Raw genomic sequence first — 20,081 nt, 5'->3', positions numbered from 1 at the left:
ACGGGATCGCCATCGTAAGGAAGGCATTAAAATGGAAAGGGTTTCATCCTTGGCTAGTAAAGTTCTGCCGGGTCATGAGTTTTACGAAAAATTTCAGAAAAGTCTGGATAGAGAGTCCGAGATTTTTCAACTCAAGATGAATTACGCCAAAGTGTTAGTCAGTCTTTGGTCTTATTCTTGTCATGCAGACGGAGTCTTTCATAGAAAAGAAGGAAACCTAGTCGGACAAATGGTAAAAGCTATGTTCGATAAGGATTGTATCTTTGATCATCATCAAGACCAAAAGGCCGAGATCATAGAAGAATTATCCGAAGTGTTCGAATCTCCACTTCCGATTAAGATGATCACTGATTTTGCGGAAGGAAATCCGGTCTTAGCCGCGAATTTTTACGAAGATGCAGTATGTATCGTAACGAGTGACGGCAAATTTACGGATAGAGAAAAGGAATTTTTAGAAGATCTGGCCAAGGAGTTGGAAATTTCTTCCATGGATAAGAAAAACATAGATAATAAATATACGGACGGCGACGAGGACTGACTCAAGTCGCCCTCTCTCCCATGCCTTTTCCGATCCTATTAGTATTATTCGGCTACTTAGGCCTTCAGTTCATTCTAAGCGGCCCAATTTTACAGCTTCTCGTAAATATAATATCGTTTAGGTTGTTCAAGTTCAGATGGTTGACACCCGGCATCATACTGCCGGGACTTTGGGTTTGGGCCAGACATTTCGTACTATTCTTCCCAGGAGAACTCGGAACGGATATCGTTCATGCGAAAGGTAGTTTTGTTCATTTCAGGATCTCGTTTTCCAATCTATTTAAAGGAAAGCTAATATTCAGAGGAGTGAATGTCCGCTCATTCCATATGGATTACACCAACAGAGTAGAATCCCGGAAAAAAATAGAATACCTTCCCAAAAGAGGAAGGATCCAATTCAAACTGGAGAAGGTATCCCATTCCAGTATAGATATAGAGGACAAGACCTTAACTCCGGTATTTAATATACAGATCCGGGACATCAAAATAGAGAACGGGGTTTTGGATGCAGGCTCTCCGTTAGAGATCCTTTTTAGAAGCAGAATGGGCTCTTGTAGGCTCGGAAGAGAAGGACTACTTAGAACCGGAACGCTTAAAGGTGGAGACAGGGGATATCTGACGTTGAGCGGCATCACCTGGGGGGAACTTGCCGGGCTGGAAATTATCCCATTACCTTTATTCAAAAAGCAAGTGCATCTTACTTTAGAATTTCGGCATATAGACGAACATCATACCGACTTCGAAGGCACTTTATTACATACCGGCCTTGGAGAAGAAGAGGAATCCGAATCTTATCCATTCCGATTCGGAGTTGATTGGAACGATTTTAATCTCCCTTTCGATCTGGCCCTCAGAAAATTGATCATGGAATTATTCCTTCAAACCAAGCTGGAAGGTTTGATGGCCAGAACCTTGCAAACGATAGCGAAAGGGATCCGCTTGTTTTTGGGGAAGGATTGATAGTTAAGCGAAATTTTCGCTCTTACCTAACCCTCTGCCCCGCACCCTCTACGATGCCGTTCAATTTAATCAAACCGGAAATCATATCTTTCATAGCGGAACGAAAAGCCTTCTTTTGATCTTCGTCTACTCTTTGTGAAGCTATATCCGCTTTCATGGATTCCAGAGTATCACTCACCAAAGCGATAATGCCATACATAGGCTCATCTTTGTTGGTGGAGTTAATGATAAATTCTATATTATTTTTATACATCTTTTTCCCTTTTCGCCTTATCGAGAATGATCTAGCTCTTTCTCGAAGTAGTTCTTTCCATAGAATCTATTCCTTAGAGAATAAGGATTCAAGCCGAATTTGTAATGTTTGATAAATTTATAAGAATCTGTTTCAGAATCTTTATGAAGCATTTTCTTAGAGTAAATTTTTTGCCTTCCCCTCCGCCTGCACATCCTGTGCAGAGCTCCGGGTCACTTCGCCATCCTGGCTTCGCTCTCAGGCAAAAAATTCACCCTAAGCTACTTTAAAGTATTTCTGAAAGAGATTTTTATAAACTCAATCTATTTGAAATACTATCTTTGGAAGAAGAATCCAAGAAATCCGGAGCCATTTCATCCTTTAGATCCACTCCGGATATACCCCGTTTGAGAGATTCGGAAAGTAAATAAGCCGTTTTTAAGGATGCTTTGTAAAAATCTAAGCCGTCGGGTCGTATATTCGAAATACAATTTCGGCTTTCGTCTGTTTTGCCTAACTTAGGATCAAAGGTCAGATACATTCCTAAACTATCTGCGGAAGAAAGTCCCGGTCGTTCTCCTATCAGCAATACAACCGCTTTGGCCCCCAATATTTCTCCGATCTCGTCTCCGATGGCAACCCTTCCAAACTTTCCTAAAACGAACGGAGCGATCTTGTATTTTTGCTCGGATAAGATCGGCACCAAAACTTGTAAGAATGGTATCAAATTCGAATCGATAGCTCTCGCAGAAAGTCCGTCTATACCTATCAACGCAAGATCGCAGTTTCCTTTTTTGGATTCTAATCTAGACCGGGAAGGTCCCGAGAGCCTACGGCCCAAATCCGGTCTCAGTAAATATTCTTCTCTGCTTTTTGCTAAACTTTCTACACCAATAGTCTCGATCCCTAATGGTTGGAAAATTTTTTCAAGGCCGATATAGATCGTATCAAAATCCGGTTCTTCTAAAACTGCGTCTCTTGCTCTTGCATGATCCAATCTGAATTTTAGAAGTTCAGAAGTAGGGATAGAACCTCCCGACCTTCCGATCCCAATCCTAGCGGAAGTTAAACTTTTCCAAAATTCTTTAGGATTCATCCGGCCTTATCCTCTAATATTTCTTCAAGTAAAAGTTTGCCTGGATTCTCTTTTGGCAAAAATTGTTTCGTTGTTTCGAATAACCCTTTCTCCAAAAGCCAAGATTCGAATTCAGGGGCTGGCCTGAGTCCAAAAACCTGACGCAAATACAAAGCGTCATGAAAAGAAGTACTTTGGTAAGACAACATCACATCGTCCGCACCGGGAACCCCCATAATATAATTACATCCGGCGGCTCCAAGTAATGTAAGTAATGTATCCATATCATCCTGGTCCGCATCCGCATGATTGGTGTAACAAACATCCACGCCCATAGGAAGACCTAAAAGTTTTCCACAAAAATGATCTTCTAATCCAGCCCTTAATATTTGTTTTCCGTTATATAGATATTCCGGTCCGATAAAACCTACCACAGTATTCACAAGTAATGGATCGAATTTTTTTGCGACCGCATACGCTCTTGCCTCTAAGGTTTGTTGGTCTATACCAAAATGTGCTCCCGCAGACAATCCACTTCCCTGTCCCGTTTCGAAATACATTACGTTTTTTCCGATTGTACCTCTGTTCAGTTCCAAAGCCATCTGTCTAGATTCTTCCAAAATACTTAAATTCACCCCGAAACTTTTGTTCAAAGCTTCGCTTCCTCCGATGGATTGGAATACAAGATCGAGAGGAGCACCTTCTTCCATCGCTTTCATAGAAGTGGTCACATGACAGAGAACACAAGACTGGGTAGGTATAGAATATTTTTGAATGATAGAATCCAACATTTTCAAAAGTGCAATCACTGTCGGAACATTGTCCGTCGCCGGGTTGATACCGATCACTGCATCCCCGCTTCCCAAAAGGAGTCCGTCCAATATACTCGCAGCAATTCCTTTAGGATCGTCCGTGGGATGATTGGGTTGCAAACGTGCGGACAACCTTCCAGGAAGTCCTATCGTGTTTCGGAACTTGGTCACCACGGGAAATTTTTTAGAAACCAAGATCAGATCCTGGTTGGACATTAACTTGGAAACAGCGGCAGCCATCTCCGGAGTGATCCCGTCTCGGATCTGGGAAATCAGGTCCGAGTCCGTATTTTCCTTTAACAGAAAGTCGCGAAATTCTCCCACTGTTAAGGAAGAAATTTTAGAAAAAGCCGAACTATTATGCGATTCGAAAATGAGCCGAGTCACTTCGTCCGTTTCTCCAGGGATCAATTCTATATTCAAAAATTCTGATAAAGGCAGATCTGCCAAAGCCATTTGGGCGGCCACCCTTTCTTCCTGAGTGGAAGCTGCGATCCCTGCCAATTGGTCTCCCGAACGAAGCGGGCTCGCCTTCGCTAATAATGTTTTTAAGTCAGGAAATGTGTAAGACCTCCTACCAAGAACGGTTTTATAAGCCATATTGATTTCCTATTGTCTCATATAAGATCTTTGATCGGAATTTTTTCTTTTCTTGATCCGACTTACTCTAATTCCGAAAAATCCCAAATCAAGAAAATTGCCTTTTCATTTTCCAAAAATGGAAGACCTGGCCCAAACCAAGCCGCTTCCTAAAATCAAAACAAAGATCCCGAATAAGATTGGATGTTGCCAGGCAGACACGGCCAAGACGAGCGCAGATAGAACAAGAGCGATAGAAGGTAGGATTTTCCCTCCCGGAACCACAAACGGCCTTTCTCTATCCGGCTGACTTTTTCTGAGCACAAAAAAGCTGATCATGGAACAGAAATATAAGAGCAAGGCTCCGAATGCGGATAATGTGATCAGCTCGGATGTTTTACCTGTGCATAATGCTGCAATCCCGAATGCGGTATTTGCCAACAGTGCATTTGCAGGTGTTTTGAATTTCGGATGGATCTTACCGAAAAATTTAGGAAGAAAATCGGCTCTTCCAAATTCGAAACTGGCTCTTCCCCCCGCCAAAATGATTCCGTGAAAAGAAGCGATAAGTCCGAATAATCCGATGGTGATCAGAAGGTGAAATGCCCAACCGGACTCTCCGTATAATTTCCGTAATGCGAGAGGCAATGGATAATCGGAGGCGGCAGCTCCTTGTTCAGGATACACGATCATTTCCCATCCACCGACTCCGATGGAAGAAAAAAATACCAATCCGCAAAGTACAACCAAAGTGGCTAACGCGGATCCGAATCCGATCAAAATATTTTTTTGAGGATCTTTTGTTTCTTCTGCAACGTTTGCTACTCCTTCGATTGCAAGAAAGAACCAAACAGCAAACGGTAATGAGGACAAGGCACCTGTCCAACCGTTGGGCAATGGATTGGAGGAAAACTTATCCCAAGAAAAACTAGGAAGTGTAAGTCCTGAAAATAAAAGTAATTCAAAAACCGCTAATATAGTAATCCCGAATTCGAAGGAAGCCGCAAATTTTACTCCAAGTATATTCAAACTTGTAAATAGTAGGTAAGCAATAATTGCGATCCAGATCGGATCGATTCCAGGCAAAAACAAGGAGAAGTAGGCGCCAATGGCGGCGGCAATCGCAGGGGGTGCAAATAAAAATTCGATCAACTGAGCGGTGCCTACCAGATAAGCCCAGGCATTTCCGAGAGCTTCTCTACCGTAGTCGAATGCTCCTCCCGCTTTGGGGATCATACATGCGAGTTCTGTGTAACTGAAAGAAAAACAAACATATAGCAGAATGATGAGTAAGGTGGCAATTCCTAAGCCCAAGGTCCCGCCAACCGGTAGGCCCAGGTTCCAACCGAAATACATGCCTGAAATTACGTATCCGACCCCCAAACCCCAGAGTAGCCAAGGCCCCAGGGTTCTACTGAATTCTTCTTTTGATTCCATTCTAGGTTTGATTAGCAAGAAATGTGCCTGCCCCCTCGGAGCTTCCTAACACGATGTAGGAGTTCCACCACTCGGGCGACTAGAGCACAATTTTATACTTACTATACGCGATTCGATCTCAAAACCAACTTAGTTTCTCCCTTAGGAAAAAACTCGACGTCTAAACTTACACCAGGGAGCATTCAATATGCCTCAGTTAAGATCCCGTACTTCCACCCATGGACGCAATATGGCCGGAGCCAGAGCTCTCTGGAGAGCCACCGGCATGAAAGAAGGTGATTTCGGAAAACCGATCATCGCAATTGCAAACTCATTCACTCAGTTCGTTCCGGGACATGTTCATTTAAAAGATCTAGGACAAATGGTCGCTAGAGAAGTGGAGAAGGCGGGAGCCGTCGCAAAAGAATTCAATACCATCGCAGTGGACGACGGTATAGCCATGGGGCATGGCGGAATGTTATACTCTTTGCCGAGCCGAGACCTGATCGCCGACTCGGTGGAATATATGGTCAACGCACATACTGCAGATGCACTTATTTGTATTTCCAACTGCGATAAGATCACACCCGGAATGCTTATGGCAGCGTTACGATTGAACATACCAACCGTTTTCGTATCCGGTGGACCCATGGAAGCCGGAAAAGTAAATTGGAATGGAGAGGTTCGAAAATTGGATTTGGTGGATGCAATGGTAGAAGCCGCCAACGAAAATGTTTCCGACGAACTTGTAGAGCAGATAGAACGTTCTGCTTGTCCGACTTGCGGATCTTGTTCCGGAATGTTCACAGCAAATTCGATGAACTGTCTTACCGAAGCATTAGGACTTTCTCTTCCTGGCAACGGTTCCACGTTAGCTACTCATGCGGACAGAAAACAACTCTTCTTAACCGCCGGACGATTGATCGTAGAACTTGCAAAAAGATATTATGAACAGGACGATGAATCCGTTCTTCCGAGAAACATCGCAACACACGAAGCCTTCCAAAATGCGATGAGTTTGGACGTAGCGATGGGAGGATCTACAAATACAGTACTCCATATTCTCGCGGCTGCAAACGAAGCAGGAATCAATTTCAAAATGCATGATATTGATCTTATTTCCAGAAGAGTTCCTTGCGTTTGTAAAGTAGCACCTGCCACGCAAAAATATCATATGGAAGACGTTCATAGAGCGGGTGGAGTCATCGGTATTCTTTCCGAGTTGGACAGAGCAGGCCTTATTCATAGAGATGTGCCTACGGTCCATTCAGAAACGTTAGGAAAAGCTATAGAAGAATGGGATATCGTTCGTCAGAAAGCAAACTCCAAGGCATACGCATTATTCTCCGCAGCACCGGGTGGAATTCCTACAACGGAAGCATTCTCCCAAGACAAACGTTGGCCTGAACTGGATCTAGATAGGGCTAACGGTTGTATTCGAGACGTAGAACACGCATACTCACAAGATGGAGGACTTGCTGTTCTTTACGGAAATATCGCACCCGAAGGTTGTATCGTTAAGACGGCGGGTGTTGACGAGTCCATCTGGAAATTCAAGGGCAAGGCCAGAGTGATGGAAAGCCAAGAAGAAGCTGTTGCTAAAATCCTCGGTAACGAAGTGGTAGAAGGTGACGTAGTAGTGATCCGATATGAAGGTCCAAAAGGCGGACCCGGTATGCAGGAAATGTTATATCCTACTTCCTATCTAAAATCCAAAGGTTTAGGAAAAGCTTGTGCCCTCCTAACGGACGGAAGATTTTCCGGAGGAACTTCCGGACTTTCTATCGGACATGTTTCCCCGGAAGCGGCAGCAGGCGGAGTCATCGGACTTGTAGAAGAAGGCGATATCATCGAAATAGATATCCCGGATAGATCCATTCACTTAAGGGTGAGTGACGCAGAACTTTCCGACCGCAGAGATAGAATGAACGACAAAGGGAAAGAAGCTTGGAAACCTAAGTCCAGAAAGAGAACAGTTTCCGCAGCATTAAGAGCCTATGCCGCAATGACAACTTCTGCACATACGGGAGCTATCAGAGATGTTAGCCAGGTAGAACATCAATAATTTAATGAGACAAAACTATTCCTAGAGTAAGGGAATTAAAAAATCGATGTCGAATAAAAAGACTGGAAACCGATCTTAAAAGAGAGTATCTTCTACTTATGTCGAAAATTGCCCTTACTCTCCCCTCTGTACAAACTCCCTCGGAACTCATGGATTTTCTCAAAAAGGAATCCGAAAATCCCAACTTCGATCTTTGGTTGGATCAATTATCTGAAAGGGCGAGATCCGGAGACAAACTGGTTTGGAGTTTTTTATACCAAGCGATCAGAGAGGCGGATTCAGGCAGATTGTCCTGGGGATTTCATAAAAGACTACTTTCCGGGATCTTTCATATGCTTTCTCGGATCGGAGACTCTCAGTCTTATCGATTATTTATCAATTACGTAAAGTCCTTGGACAGGACTATTCCGACCGGTGCCTTGGAGCTGATCGGAGATCTGATCCCTACATTCAAAGAAATTGATATAGATGAGATTATTTCCATCTCTTCTCTTAACGATCCGTTCAAATCCGCATTCGGGATCTACGCATTGGCACAAATCGTCCTGGAAGACAGGATTCCAGAGGAAAAGATAGAACAAGTAAAAGCTTTCTTAAGAGATTACCACAACCCCAACTATTATTTGGATCATCTGGTAGAAAGGACTCTTGAATTTTTGGAAAGAGATAATTCGGATATTCTCGCCTTCGTAGAACAACTCGCCAGTTAAGTTACTCGAGTACAGTTTGTTTGATTTCGCTCCGACGGATCGCTCAAAAGGTCCGCTCGATAAAAAAAGGAAGTCTTTCGACTTCCTTTTTTTATTTCACGTTTTAAGAAGGAATTTAAGCCGAATATTGGTCCATTAGGGATTTTGCAATTACCCTAAGAGCCATTACTTCTTCCGCACCTTCAAAGATGGAGAATACACGGGCATCTACGAAATAACGAGAAACTGCATATTCTTCCGCGTATCCCATTCCTCCGTGGATCTGCATTGCTTCTCTTGTCACCCATTCAGCAACTTTAGAAGCATAGAACTTGATGAGAGTCGCTTCCATTTGACCTTCGTGGTTGTCCAAAAGTTTTGCTACAGTGTTCGTGAACTGGCGAGACGCTTGAACGATCATCGCCATACGAGCGATCTTATATTTAGTCAGGTTATAATCGAAGATAGGTTTTTGGAATACTTGTCTTTCTTGTGCGTAACGAAGACCTGCTTCTAAGGCAGCTTGCATCACACCGTTTGCTCGAGCCGCGGTCTGGATCCTTCCTCCGGCAAAACCTTCCATTTGGAAATAGAATCCTTTTCCTCTGCCTGCTTCTCCTCCGATCAGGTTCTCTTCCGGAACAAAATAGTCCTCGAAAGAAACTTCGAAAGAGTGCATACCGCGGTAACCGATGGTTCCGATCGCTTTACCGGAAATTCTTCCGCCGCCATCTTGTTTATAATCGAATTCGTGACCTGTGAAGCTTGGCTTCTCCGCAAGAACGATAGAAAGACCTTTATGTTTCAACTCAGGATCCGTCTCTGTTCTTACAAGAATCAGAAGAAGGTTCGCATATCCCGCAAAAGTACACCAGGTCTTAACGCCATTGATCGACCAACCTCCGTCCACTTTTTTAGCGGTTACGGAAACTCCGGCAACATCCGAACCGTAGTTAGGTTCGGTCACCATGATACCGCCCATCTTCTCTCCGGAAGCGATTAGTGGGAGCCACTTCTCTTTTTGAGCGTCTGTTCCACCTTTTAATAACGCTTTAGAAAGGATTTCAGGACGAGTGATGAGAGATCCTGCGATCCCCAAAGATCCTCTGGAAAGTTCTTCGGTTACGACTAGCATGGAGATATTGTCCGGCTTGTCGTTCGGTTGTAATCCACCGTAAGTTTCAGGAATACAAAGACCGAAACATCCCATGTCTCTTAAACCTTGGATGATCTCTTCCGGAACGATATCGTCGTGACGGTGAACGTGTTCCGCTTTAGGAGCCACTACTTCTTCTGCGAACTGTTTGAAAGTTTGGCGGAACATTTCATGGTCTTCGCTCAGACCGTACGCTCCAAAACTTCCGGTAGAAGCGATCAGGTCGGCAATATGATTATAATTTTCGATCGCACTGGATTCTTCTAAGAACTTGTTAGTGGAGTCGTCGAATAATTTGGAAACCAGTTCTTGGGTGGAAATTCCGTATTCGGAAGCTCTGGAACTGAACTCGGTGCGGATATGGGAAACAACTTCCGCAGCGAAAACTTGCGCCATTAATTTTTCCAGCTCGCCGGTCCCGAGAGAATCGTTCCAAGCGTACTCGATAAAGTTTTCCGCGATCTTTTGCTCGGAAGTCAACCAAGCGATTTGGTATTGTACGAATTGGTTTTGGTCCATCTTGGAAACGGAAACTTTTCCATTGGAGCTACATTTAGCCGCTAAGGCCTTGGTTACTTGTTCGATTATAGCTGAAGACTTGCTTAAAGCCTGTTTTGCCGCCGAAGAGTCCGTCGGAGCTTTCGTTGCCATCATTTGTTCCTACCAATTATTTGGGAATATTACTCAAAATACTATAACCTGGGGCCGTTTCGGCCTGTCATTTAAGTTTTTGAACCCAAGTCTCGGGAAGAAATGAGACAAAATGTCCGGTGGAAGGTCGCTTCTTCTGTCCAATGAAGCCTGTAGGAGTTCCTATATCAACCTTCCATATTGCGGACTAGAGAAGATCTGATCTTCAATAGATTGTTCCGGATCCTTCTCTTTTGGTCCTCTGTCAGAAGTATCTCTTTTTTTTCCGCCCTACCCAAAACCAAACTCGCTTTTTCCACGAACTCGATGGCCGCGTCACTGGCAGATTCCCTCTTTTGTTGTTTTTCCTTAAAAAGATCCAAAGATCTTTGGACCTCTTTTAATTGTTCTGCGACCGAAACGATTTCTTCTACAGGGGAACTCATGATTGCACTCCTCTATTCGTAAAGAACATCGATGTACTTTTTCTTAGCTTCGGCATGTTCTTTAAAACTTTTAGAGAAGTAATGGAACCCGTCCGGTTTTAATAAGAAGAAGAGATACTCGGTCTTGGTAGGCATAAGCGCCGCTTCCAAAGACGGTTGTCCCGGATTAGAAATAGGACCGGGCGGATATCCTTTGTTCATATACGTATTATAAGGAGAAATAATCTTCAGATCCTTTTCGAAAATGCGAGGATGAGGTTTATCAAAAAGGTACTGGATCGTCGCACAAGACTCCAAAGGAATATCCTGTTTGAGACGATTTAAGAAAACACCCGCCATTAAAGGTCTTTCTTCATTTTTTTTGGCTTCTCTTTCTACAACGGAAGCCAGGACCACGATCTCATGTAATTTTTTAGGATCCAATTCCTTAGCGCCTGGGATCTTTTCCAAGCGAACATAAAATCTTTTGATCATCATTCTGACGATCTTATCCACCGGAAAATTCACCGGTACGCTATACGTTTCCGGGAACAGATAACCTTCCGCATTATTTGCGGGAATTTTGAATTCTCTCAATAGTTCCGTTCTGGAAGCTGCATTCAAAAAGTCCGCTCTGGTTTTAATTAAATTTTTCTTAACTAATAAGTCCCCGATCTGGCGGTTATTATAACCTTCCGGGATCGTGAAAGTTACGAGTTTTACTTTTCCTTCCGTGATCACTTGGAGGATCTTGCGCGCATCCATCCCGTCGTTGATCTCATACAGACCTGCTTTGATCTTGCCTGCGGACCTCGTCGCTTTAATTAGAAAAAGGAAATATTTGGAAGACTTTAAAAGTCCGTTCTTGGAAAGATTTTCCGTAACTTCTACCGGAGAGTCTCCAGGTTCAACGATGATGTCCACCTTTACCTGGCCTGCGCCAACCGCTCCCCCTTTGATCTCATCCACAACAAAGAAGGCGACAATCCCTGAAAGGACAAGTATTCCTAATAAAACAACGGATCTTCTCACGAATGTATTTTTAAAAATCATAACCGCATCTGCCTCGTATTTCTATCGGCGAATATTCCTATTTACGGAACCTCTACTTCCCCAAAAAAGGGATCTCCGGAGCTAAGTTTTTGTTCCCGCTTCTATCCTGCTCTCTGAAAAAACAGGAATAGTATCCTTCGTGACAGGCTGCACCTTCCTGTTTTACTTCGTACACGACAAAACTTCCGTCTTTAGGTGCGAGGATCCTTCTCAGTTTTTGGATATGTCCGGAAGTATCGCCCTTTCTCCAAAGCCGGTTTCTGGATCTGCTAAAATAGATTCCCATGGATTCTTTTTGGCTGAGTTCTAAACTTTCTAAAGTGGAGAATGCCTGCATCAAAACAAGACCCTTCTCATCCTTGGTGATCACCGGAATCAAACCATCCGAGAATTTGAGGTCGTCGAAATTCTCGATCTCCATCAATTCCTTTTCCGAAAAATTAGGATGAAAAATTAGTATCGTATCTTCGTCGCAGTCTATATAAGTTTTCACGTTAGTCGGAAGGTCGCGGCGGAGAAGGTCCCATTCTTCTTGGGTCATTCTTCTCAATGCCGAAATTTTTCCGGGTTGTCCCCCGGCCCAAATGATAGTAAGCATCCTTTTCCTACATAAACCAAGGACCGACCAGAACCGTCAAGAAAGGTGAGACCTTGGAAATCCTCCCAAGGCCTCGCCCAGGAGGGTATTACGCCGCTTCTTTTTCTTTTCTATCTCCGAAACTGTCGAATCGGACCTCGTCCGCTATTACTTTGACCTTGGAACGGGATTGGCCTTCCTGATTTTTCCATCGATCCTGTTTTAAATGCCCGATTACCGTTACCTTTTTTCCTTTTTTAAGATACTCGGAACAATTTTCGGCGAGTCTTTCCCAGACCTCCACATCCACGTACGAGACTTCGGATTCTTCTCCTTCCGTTCTTTTGTAGTTATGATTAACCGCCACAGTAAAATTTGTGACCGACTTTCCTGCTTGGGTCCTCTTTAATTCGGGATCAACGGTTAAAAAACCGTCCAGAACTGTGAGTGATAGATTTTTCATAAACATTTTCCTCCTGGGGGAATATAGGAGCTACGTGTAGTAGAATGTTCATTAAGCTTGCAATTTTTTCGAAATTACCGAAGTATCTATCGGAATTTTTATTCCGCAGCGTTCGCACTCCTATTAAGAAAGAATGACGGGCCCAAATACTCGGGCCCGACCTTTTTATTCTTCCAGAGTGGAGAGGTAAGATTCACCTTCCAAAATAGAAGAGACACCAAGATAGTATTCATCTTCCGAGTTGAATTGTCCGGAAAAAGTATACCATCCGATAGAAATGCCTAAGAGGAGAGCGGCCGCTGCCGCCAATACATTTCTAATCGGGAATCGAACCAGCTTTTTAGAACTTTCTTCCTTTATGTATCTGTCGATCACACATGAAGCTAAATTTTTGGACCAGTTCGGATCCGATTTTCTTTTTTCGATCTCTTCCTTCATTGGTAAACAATCTTTTAATATTTTCCCCATACTTCTCCTCCTTCTCTTTTTTCGGAGTTCTGCATTCTTCGCAACATTTCCTTCCCTCTAGCCGCCCTGGATTTTACGGTTCCGGCAGGAACTCCCAGAACTTCGGCGATCTCTTTTTCGGAATATCCGGAAAGATAATATTGGATCACACTTCTATACGCTTCCGGTAGATTGCCGATCCAAAGTTTTGCTTTTTCCCATGTAGGAAGATTTTCTCTATCCTCAGGTTGTTCTCTTTCAAAAACGAAACTTCTGGAATCTTCTTCCGATCTTTTTCCGGCCTTCTCCGCCTTGGTCTCTTCTCTTATCAGATTTTCATTCATCCGAATGGACTCGTTCCGAGCGATAGTGTACAACCAAGTTGTCAACTTAGAGTCTCCTCTGAATTGACCTTTTTGTAATGCCTTATAGGCGCGAAGATATGTTTCCTGTGCGACATCGTCTATCGCGTATGCAAATCGTTCATACAAGTAACGGGAGATCGCCGCTAAGACGATCTCCCTGGTTTCCTCTACGAAGCGGGAAAATTCTGCCTCTCCCATTTTACCTCCGAAGAACTTTGGAAATTAATCCTCGTCTTCCTTATCGAATTTACTTTGGAACTTAAGGATTAGATCCGCCAGTTTCCCTCTTTGTTCGGGGGTTAATACCGCGTGGAATTCCACTGCCTTTTTGGTAAAAAATACTCTAAGAGCTGCTATCTTTTTCTCTCTTTCTTCGCCCAGTTTGTTCCATTTTTCAGGATTCAATTTGTCTGCACGAAGTTCTTCTACTGATTCCTTAGGGAAGAAGTGTCCGCCCAATTTAAGCTCTTTCCGTTTTGCAAGCACGTCCTCTTTAATTTTATCCAAGGCCGCAGCTTGTGTATCCGTTAAATCCAGTTCGGATTTAAGTTTTTTGACGATATAATTGGCCCTTTTTTCATGAGACATCCATTTATGATGGCAACCCTGAGTTAGTAGGGCGGTCGTCCCCAACACCAACAAAATCGCGGTTATTTTCGAAATTTTGCGAAACATTCATTTCTCCTCTTTATACAACTGGGACCGGGAGCTAAAAAGCCGGTTCCAAAAAAATTAAGAAGAAAGTATGAGAATATCTTCTTCCTTGATCTCGTATTTGGAGGCCAGGCGGGTAATGAGGGAACTCAGTATTTCCTGAGACTTTTTGTGGTAATAGAATTCTTCGCCTACTTCGATAAAAAATTTTCGGACTCCCGGGAGTTCTTTCAGGATGAAAGCGATCTCTTGAGCGATTTTCTCGGCATTTTTTTGGAAAGGACAACCGAGCAATTTTACTCCGATCCCATAAGAAACATTTTGAGTCCTTTCAATGGAGAATGGGTATTTTTTTTTGTCCACGATCATTTTCTCGGGGATCTTGAGAACTGAGACGATCTTTTGCAAAAGTTTTTCCGGATCGAAAGGTTTGAGAATATATCCCACAAGTTGTTTGCTATGAGCCGCAGCTACCACATCTTCTTTTTCATTACTCGCAGTCAGAAAGATGATCGGAGTATTTTTATTCAGATCAGGGATCTTGCTTACGAGACGAACACCGGAAAGTACGGGCATCATATTATCCAAAAGGACCAAATCATATTTCGTTTTTCTTAATTTAAGTTCCGCAGCCATTCCGTCCACGACATGGTCCACTTCGAAGTTGAACCTTTCTAAAAAATGAATGAGTAACTCGGCAGAAGTCTCGTTATCTTCCGCAAATAAAATTTTAAAGAAAGGTTGGATCATAAATCTGACATTTTTCCTTAATGAGCCCGCCGGGACCTCCGAATGGGCCGACTTAAAACTTTTATTTTGCGTAAATTATCCGTTTTTATAATGTTTAAGTCGACGATAAAATTTTGACGGATTTGGGGGAAAAATAAAAAAACGGGACCCCGAATTCTCGGAGATCCCGTTTTTCGCGTTGGAGCGGAAAGTAAGTTAGATTATTTTCCGGCTTCCCAATATCCTTCAGAATACTGGTCGGTAAGATTTGCCCAAACTTCCGAAACTCCTTTCGCGATTTTTGCCTCTTGTAGTTTTTTATTCTCGTAAGGAGTTACAGGAGCGGAGAAGTTCCAGCCTCTAGAAGAACATGCGCTCTTTCCGTTTGCCCAATTTCCGGAAGAGTCAGTGATCGCCCAGTTTCCGCTTCCGTCTTTACAAGCGTAACGATAGCTATTAGAACATCTGTTATCGTTCCATCGTCCGCTTCCTACGATCTGGAGGCAATCTTCCGCTCCACCGTAATCGTTAGGCTCCGCATTATCCCAAGACCAAAGCCCTCGTTTTGCAAAATCAGGATTGAATTGGTCTATTCCGAATACGCTGATCCCGCAAGCCAACATTTGAGCAATATTATCGTTTGTGAATACTCCACTTTCTTTCACGCCGTCGTAGATACCGAAATAATTGGTGCTATCGTTGAAAACACGGGTCATGGTGTTATCATATACACTTCGGGACCAGTTGCAGCTAGGATATCCTTGAAAATTTTTAGGGCTGATCGTGTTGCTTCCGAAGAAGATCCTCTTCGAGTATTGGTTCCAAGCCCCTCCGTAACATCCATTACTCATCATCAGGATCCTTCTATTGGATGAAACCATATCCTTGAGTTTAGGCATGTTGGATGCGTTTGGAATATCTCCGCACGAACCGCTGCTATATCTGTAAAGATAAGGATCCAAGTAGTTCCTTACAATTCCTAAAAATTGGTCGGCCCTTCCGTCCAGATAATCCTCGAAGTACAGAATAAGAACTTCGTTCCTGTTTTGAGGGGAAGAGATCCAGTTGCGGATCTCTTCCAATCCTTTACTAGCGGGGCGATCGAATACGTTACATCCTAAATCGTCCGATTTAGCGTGGCAGAGCAAGAAATCATTTTTGAAATTCGTACTCAAATAATAATGAATATCCAATTCTATAAACCTAGCTCCCAATCTCAACTGGTCGGTGATAGAGACCTGTTGGTTCGGGAAAGCGTAAGAAAAGAAAGGTCCTGCATACGCTTTGCTATTATAGGAATTGTGTGTACCGTAAAACAAAGCTTTATGCACAGGTAGGTTTGCAGCCACTTGCACTTGTCTTTGCACAGCGAGCGATTTTGCTTCCGCAGACTTTTCGAATATATCGATCGGACTTTCAGTTACTGCTCCTCTACTTGCAAACAAACTAGTCGAAGACAAGCTTATCAGCAAAACGGTAAGCATGATCAATTTTCTCTTCATATTTCCATTCACCTTTTTTACTTCTGTGGAAACATATTATTTCGAAGGCTTAACTTGTAACAAGCTTCTTCTTATAAGCGGCTTACATCTGTTTATTTTTATGAAAAACGATCGTTATTTATAATTTTCGAATGAATTAGTGGGACCACAAACAAACAGAGTTAAGTGAGCAACCGCTCATACATTATGTTTATATAATATTAATCGATCTTCACAATTTTTATACGCGGAGTATAAAATTGTGAAGATCCTTTTTATAAAACGAATATTCCCCGAAAAAATCTTGTTTGGTCGGAAGGAAGTCCGCAAAATGCGAAACATGCCAGCGAAGAAGAAGGCCAAGAAGGCAAGTTCCTCCCCTAAACAAGGGATAAAATACGAAGATAAATCCCCAGGACAACCGGAACTAGTCCCGATTTTTGAAGAGATCAAGGAGTTAATAAAACCGTATAAAAAGGGAAGCCTCAAAGAAAGAGGAGATACGGGAGGCCAATACGGATTGGTGAGCGAGATGGAGATCGAGGTAGACGGCAAAAAAAAGCCCGAAGTCTATTTCGCTGGCCTACTCGTTCAAAAGGGATATGTTGGATTTTATTTTATGCCTGTATACTCTCAGCCGGAATTGAAAAAATTTTTCAAACCGGAGTTATTGAAATGTTTAAAAGGCAAAAGTTGTTTTTATATAAAGAAAAAGGACCCAGTCCTTCTTTCTCAAATAAAAGACGCTTTGAAATTAGGATACGAAGAATATAAAAAGAAGGGTTGGGTTAAATAAAACCCTTACTTTCCTATGAAAATCTTCAGAAAATATTCCCTCAATTCGGAAGATGGTATGATCTGATAATGAGATAATCCTTTCAAGATCTTAACTCTAGTTTCCGGATTGGATTTTGTTCGAAATACGGAATCGCTCAAAAATGAAAGGCTTGGTTTTTCCACGATACCGTCTCCAATCCAAGAAGACCAGTCCCCTTCTTCTTCCGAAACAAAACTATAGATCTGGTAGGCATCTATCTCATCCAATTCTCCGAAATATTTTTCTTTCCCGTACCTGCCGAGATGTGTACCTTCTTTCCAATCTTCTTCTCGGATAATCCCATGAGAAAGGTCCTTCATTGCTTCACTTCTCTGGTTTCCTATATATCCTACTAACTGCACAGGGAACACAGGCAAAGCTTCCGCCCCAAGCCCCAGCCAGAATCCCACCTTTTCGATATAAGAACCTCCGTCAGGAGAGCTGATAAATAATACTTTTTGAATATTAGAGGAAAGTGGATTACCCTCTTTTCCCGAGGAATACAAAGCGCTTCTAAAGACGAGACCTCCTTGGCTATAACAGATCACGTCGAATTTTTTACTTTTTATATCCGGATCTTCCAGAACCTTTCTCATTAATTCCAAAAGTTTAGATCCGTTGTCAGAGATATGAGCCCCCGGATTGAACCGAAGATAAAAAGGATAATAGTTTTCCCGAATTAGGATCTCGGAGAAAGTTGGCTCCCCATTCTTGATCCAAAGTCCTTCGTCACAAAATAAACCCGGAACACAAAGGATCGGTCTTTTAGATCCGGACTTTTTCCAATCGGCCAATACTTCTTCAGGGCTTACGTCTTTTCCATCCAAACGAAAAGATGCTTGGATCTCGGAAGTGGTAATCATTCCCGCGAATGATTCTCCTACTACGCTGGAAACGGAAATATTCTCGAATACCTTTCTTTGGATCAAAGACTCCGTTTCGCTCAAAGCTTCTAGTGCGGTATGCATTGCTTGTGCGGTCGACTCGAATGCTTTGGAGAGACCTTCTTCCGTTTTACTTCCCGCTTCTCCCAAGGACTTGCCTGTATTTTTCAGAAATTCTCCCAGACGAGTACCGTTTACAGTCGGTGTTTCCGAAATTTGGGATAAACTTTTCGCACACCATTCAAATGAACCGGTTAGTGCGGATTTTACTCCGGACAGAACCCCGAGTGATGTGTCTCTTGCGAATGAAACTGCGAATTTTCCCAGCTTCATGCTGGGTTCTGTAGGTTTGTATGGCATATTTAGGATTCTTAAATGGACGGCGCCGCTTTACTATACGTAAAAATTGCGTGCCGTCAAGGGAGAAAGATAATTAAAATCAGCTATTATGAAGCCGGAAAGGCTTCTTACTTATTCAGATTAGACTAACAGGCCAGTTGGACGAAGCTGATCGCATCGGACTCGCTGAACTCCTCCTCGTCTTCCATAAAACCTAAAAATAGAGCCTGGGCTCTCATTCTTGCTATATGAGCGGAAGGATAGTCCATCACACATAATGTCTGTTTGCCCAAGAAATCTTTTTCCTCTCCGAGAGCAAGTATAGGTTCGCTGGATTTACGGATACCCGCTTCTTCGCCGAAATCCAAGATCAATCTATAAGCTTTTTCCCCGCTATCGAGAACCAATTCAAAACCGATTACCTTGCCGATTTTTAAGTCTAGATTGGCAAAAGGTCTTTCCGAGACTAAGTTTGTATATTCAATCGATTCCATCTTCTAGTATAACCGTTCTTAGATAATTATTTGACAAAAAAATTAAGAAGAAGGTCCAAAAATCGCTGTTAGACCGCGGGTAAATCCAAGAAAAATCGAGTATATTCCATTGGTGCACTTTCGAAAGAAAGAAACCCTCCGTGCTCTTTAACGATCCCTAAGCTGACAGAAAGTCCTAGACCGGTTCCCTTCTCCGCTCCCTTGGTTGTAAAGAATGTATTGAAGATGGACTTACCGATTTCCTGAGGAATTCCGGAACCGAAATCTTCGACAGTGATCCGCACCCAGGACTTACCTCCGATCTCTTCGGGTTTCGCGGAGATGACCATCCTTTTGCTCTCATCATATTCCGGATAACGTTGATTCAATGCATCCGTTCCATTATTGATCAGATTTAAGAGCACCTGAAGTATCTGACCTTCTTTACACAGAACCGATGGAAGATCCGGCTGTACGTCCAGATCCAACTGAATTCGGCTCATTTTTAATCGCTGTTCTGAGATAGAACGTGTCTTGGATATTAAGGCGAACACGCTTACAGGTTCGAAAGTGCCTTTTTCCTGTCTGGCAAATCTTAATAGATCTTTTACCATTACGGAAATTCTCTCTCCTTCTTGTTTGATCTTAGAAGCGATCTTTTGCGCCTTATCTATATCCATCTCTCCTTTGGAGATCAATTGGGCATAATCGATGATCGCCATGATAGGATTATTGATCTCATGAGCCATAGCTCCGGCCAAAAATCCCATCGCTTCCACTTTCTGGCTTTGTCTAAGTTGTTCTTCTATTTCGAACTTCTCTTGCTCTGCTCTTCTTAATGCCTTATGTTCTTCTATTTCTCGGATCGCTCTTCTTAAAGCGGGAACAAGTTTCACCAACCTGTCCTTGAGAACGTAATCCGTCGCTCCTCGTGTCAAAGTTTGAATGGCTGCATCTTCCCCGTATGTTCCGGAAACGAATATAAAAGGAGTAGAGGGACACTGCTCTTTTGCAATGGATAATGCCGATAATCCGTCGAAATTCGGAAGTGAGTAGTCTGAAAAGATAAAATCAGGCTTTTCGTCTATAATTGCTTTTAGGTATTCGTCCCTGTCCTGGACATGTACAGGAATATAATCCACCCCTCCCCTTTTTAGCTCCCTTTGGATAAGCTCTAGATCGGTAGAAGAATCTTCTAAAAAAAGGAACTTTAGCGTCTTCAT

22 protein-coding genes are annotated in these 20,081 nt (G+C 42.9%); 5 read left to right on the top strand and 17 right to left on the bottom strand.

The features are described from left to right. Positions 1-31 precede the first annotated feature (31 nt). Both AB3N61_RS02100 and AB3N61_RS02095 read left to right on the top strand, forming a co-directional pair. On the top strand, positions 32-538 hold the full coding sequence (locus tag AB3N61_RS02100) for a TerB family tellurite resistance protein (RefSeq protein ID WP_020769606.1): 507 nt from the start codon (positions 32-34) through the stop codon (positions 536-538). Positions 539-558: 20 nt separating this feature from the next. Next, the gene (locus AB3N61_RS02095) at positions 559-1,497 is read left to right on the top strand and encodes a hypothetical protein (protein WP_020769855.1); all 939 of its coding nucleotides are present in this window, start codon (positions 559-561) and stop codon (positions 1,495-1,497) included. Between the two features lie 22 nt (positions 1,498-1,519). Here AB3N61_RS02095 and AB3N61_RS02090 read toward each other — a convergent pair whose 3' ends face one another. The 4 genes from AB3N61_RS02090 to eat form a co-directional block, all read right to left on the bottom strand. Next, on the bottom strand, positions 1,520-1,750 hold the full coding sequence (locus AB3N61_RS02090; protein ID WP_020769509.1) for a hypothetical protein: 231 nt from the start codon (positions 1,748-1,750) through the stop codon (positions 1,520-1,522). A gap of 289 nt (positions 1,751-2,039) precedes the next feature. Then, a complete protein-coding gene (gene eutC / locus AB3N61_RS02085) occupies positions 2,040-2,825 on the bottom strand; it encodes an ethanolamine ammonia-lyase subunit EutC (protein ID WP_367898360.1) in 786 nt (261 codons plus the stop codon). Next, the gene (locus AB3N61_RS02080) at positions 2,822-4,216 is read right to left on the bottom strand and encodes an ethanolamine ammonia-lyase subunit EutB (RefSeq protein ID WP_367898359.1); all 1,395 of its coding nucleotides are present in this window, start codon (positions 4,214-4,216) and stop codon (positions 2,822-2,824) included. Before AB3N61_RS02080 ends, eutC begins: the two co-directional genes overlap by 4 nt. Before the next feature lie 105 nt (positions 4,217-4,321). Further along, positions 4,322-5,632: an ethanolamine permease gene (gene eat / locus AB3N61_RS02075; RefSeq protein ID WP_367898358.1), complete on the bottom strand. Its 1,311-nt coding sequence runs from the start codon at positions 5,630-5,632 to the stop codon at positions 4,322-4,324. Positions 5,633-5,819: 187 nt separating this feature from the next. On the opposite strand from eat, the gene ilvD reads away from it, so the two are divergent. Further along, on the top strand, positions 5,820-7,676 hold the full coding sequence (gene ilvD, locus AB3N61_RS02070; protein ID WP_367898357.1) for a dihydroxy-acid dehydratase: 1,857 nt from the start codon (positions 5,820-5,822) through the stop codon (positions 7,674-7,676). Between the two features lie 98 nt (positions 7,677-7,774). Further along, on the top strand, positions 7,775-8,386 hold the full coding sequence (locus AB3N61_RS02065; RefSeq protein ID WP_036089535.1) for a hypothetical protein: 612 nt from the start codon (positions 7,775-7,777) through the stop codon (positions 8,384-8,386). 115 nt (positions 8,387-8,501) lie between these two features. Here the strand turns inward: AB3N61_RS02065 and AB3N61_RS02060 are convergent, their stop codons facing one another. The 10 genes from AB3N61_RS02060 to AB3N61_RS02015 form a co-directional block, all read right to left on the bottom strand. Beyond that, positions 8,502-10,172 carry an acyl-CoA dehydrogenase family protein gene (locus AB3N61_RS02060; protein ID WP_020769864.1) on the bottom strand — a complete coding sequence of 557 codons (1,671 nt, stop codon included), beginning with the start codon at positions 10,170-10,172 and terminating at the stop codon, positions 8,502-8,504. Between the two features lie 167 nt (positions 10,173-10,339). Further along, complete coding sequence (locus AB3N61_RS02055) at positions 10,340-10,597, bottom strand: hypothetical protein (protein ID WP_367898356.1); 258 nt, start codon at positions 10,595-10,597, stop codon at positions 10,340-10,342. Positions 10,598-10,609: 12 nt separating this feature from the next. Continuing rightward, positions 10,610-11,629 (bottom strand): endolytic transglycosylase MltG, encoded by a 1,020-nt coding sequence (mltG, locus tag AB3N61_RS02050; protein WP_020769732.1) that lies wholly within the window; start codon positions 11,627-11,629, stop codon positions 10,610-10,612. Positions 11,630-11,681: 52 nt separating this feature from the next. Further along, positions 11,682-12,227 (bottom strand): phosphoribosyl-AMP cyclohydrolase, encoded by a 546-nt coding sequence (locus AB3N61_RS02045; RefSeq protein ID WP_020769827.1) that lies wholly within the window; start codon positions 12,225-12,227, stop codon positions 11,682-11,684. An 88-nt stretch (positions 12,228-12,315) separates the two neighbouring features. Further along, positions 12,316-12,669, bottom strand: coding sequence for a single-stranded DNA-binding protein (locus AB3N61_RS02040; protein WP_020769884.1), 354 nt, complete (start codon positions 12,667-12,669; stop codon positions 12,316-12,318). A 165-nt stretch (positions 12,670-12,834) separates the two neighbouring features. Further along, positions 12,835-13,137 carry a hypothetical protein gene (locus AB3N61_RS02035; RefSeq protein WP_020769525.1) on the bottom strand — a complete coding sequence of 101 codons (303 nt, stop codon included), beginning with the start codon at positions 13,135-13,137 and terminating at the stop codon, positions 12,835-12,837. Next, a complete protein-coding gene (locus tag AB3N61_RS02030; protein ID WP_367898355.1) occupies positions 13,122-13,679 on the bottom strand; it encodes an RNA polymerase sigma factor in 558 nt (185 codons plus the stop codon). Before AB3N61_RS02030 ends, AB3N61_RS02035 begins: the two co-directional genes overlap by 16 nt. 24 nt (positions 13,680-13,703) lie before the next feature. Next, positions 13,704-14,156 (bottom strand): Spy/CpxP family protein refolding chaperone, encoded by a 453-nt coding sequence (locus AB3N61_RS02025; protein WP_367898354.1) that lies wholly within the window; start codon positions 14,154-14,156, stop codon positions 13,704-13,706. 57 nt (positions 14,157-14,213) lie between these two features. Beyond that, positions 14,214-14,885, bottom strand: coding sequence for a response regulator (locus AB3N61_RS02020; protein WP_020769781.1), 672 nt, complete (start codon positions 14,883-14,885; stop codon positions 14,214-14,216). 200 nt (positions 14,886-15,085) lie between these two features. Beyond that, entirely contained in the window at positions 15,086-16,366 is a 1,281-nt protein-coding gene (locus AB3N61_RS02015) for a lectin-like protein (RefSeq protein ID WP_198289306.1), read from the bottom strand. Between the two features lie 310 nt (positions 16,367-16,676). Here AB3N61_RS02015 and AB3N61_RS02010 point away from each other — a divergent pair, with 310 nt between their 5' ends. After that, complete coding sequence (locus tag AB3N61_RS02010) at positions 16,677-17,141, top strand: DUF1801 domain-containing protein (protein WP_367898353.1); 465 nt, start codon at positions 16,677-16,679, stop codon at positions 17,139-17,141. Between the two features lie 5 nt (positions 17,142-17,146). On the opposite strand, the gene AB3N61_RS02005 is transcribed toward AB3N61_RS02010, so the two are convergent. The 3 genes from AB3N61_RS02005 to lvrB form a co-directional block, all read right to left on the bottom strand. Beyond that, positions 17,147-18,379 carry an esterase/lipase family protein gene (locus AB3N61_RS02005; RefSeq protein ID WP_367898352.1) on the bottom strand — a complete coding sequence of 411 codons (1,233 nt, stop codon included), beginning with the start codon at positions 18,377-18,379 and terminating at the stop codon, positions 17,147-17,149. Between the two features lie 152 nt (positions 18,380-18,531). After that, a complete protein-coding gene (locus AB3N61_RS02000) occupies positions 18,532-18,879 on the bottom strand; it encodes a CsaA family protein (protein WP_367898351.1) in 348 nt (115 codons plus the stop codon). A 68-nt stretch (positions 18,880-18,947) separates the two neighbouring features. Then, positions 18,948-20,081: a hybrid histidine kinase/response regulator LvrB gene (gene lvrB / locus AB3N61_RS01995; protein WP_367898350.1), complete on the bottom strand. Its 1,134-nt coding sequence runs from the start codon at positions 20,079-20,081 to the stop codon at positions 18,948-18,950.

Origin of the sequence: Leptospira sp. WS58.C1 (assembly GCF_040833995.1) — a bacterium.
GTDB lineage: Bacteria > Spirochaetota > Leptospiria > Leptospirales > Leptospiraceae > Leptospira_B > Leptospira_B cinconiae.
Note: the sequence above shows the minus strand (reverse complement) of the source record. Positions and strands in the feature narration are given on the sequence as shown.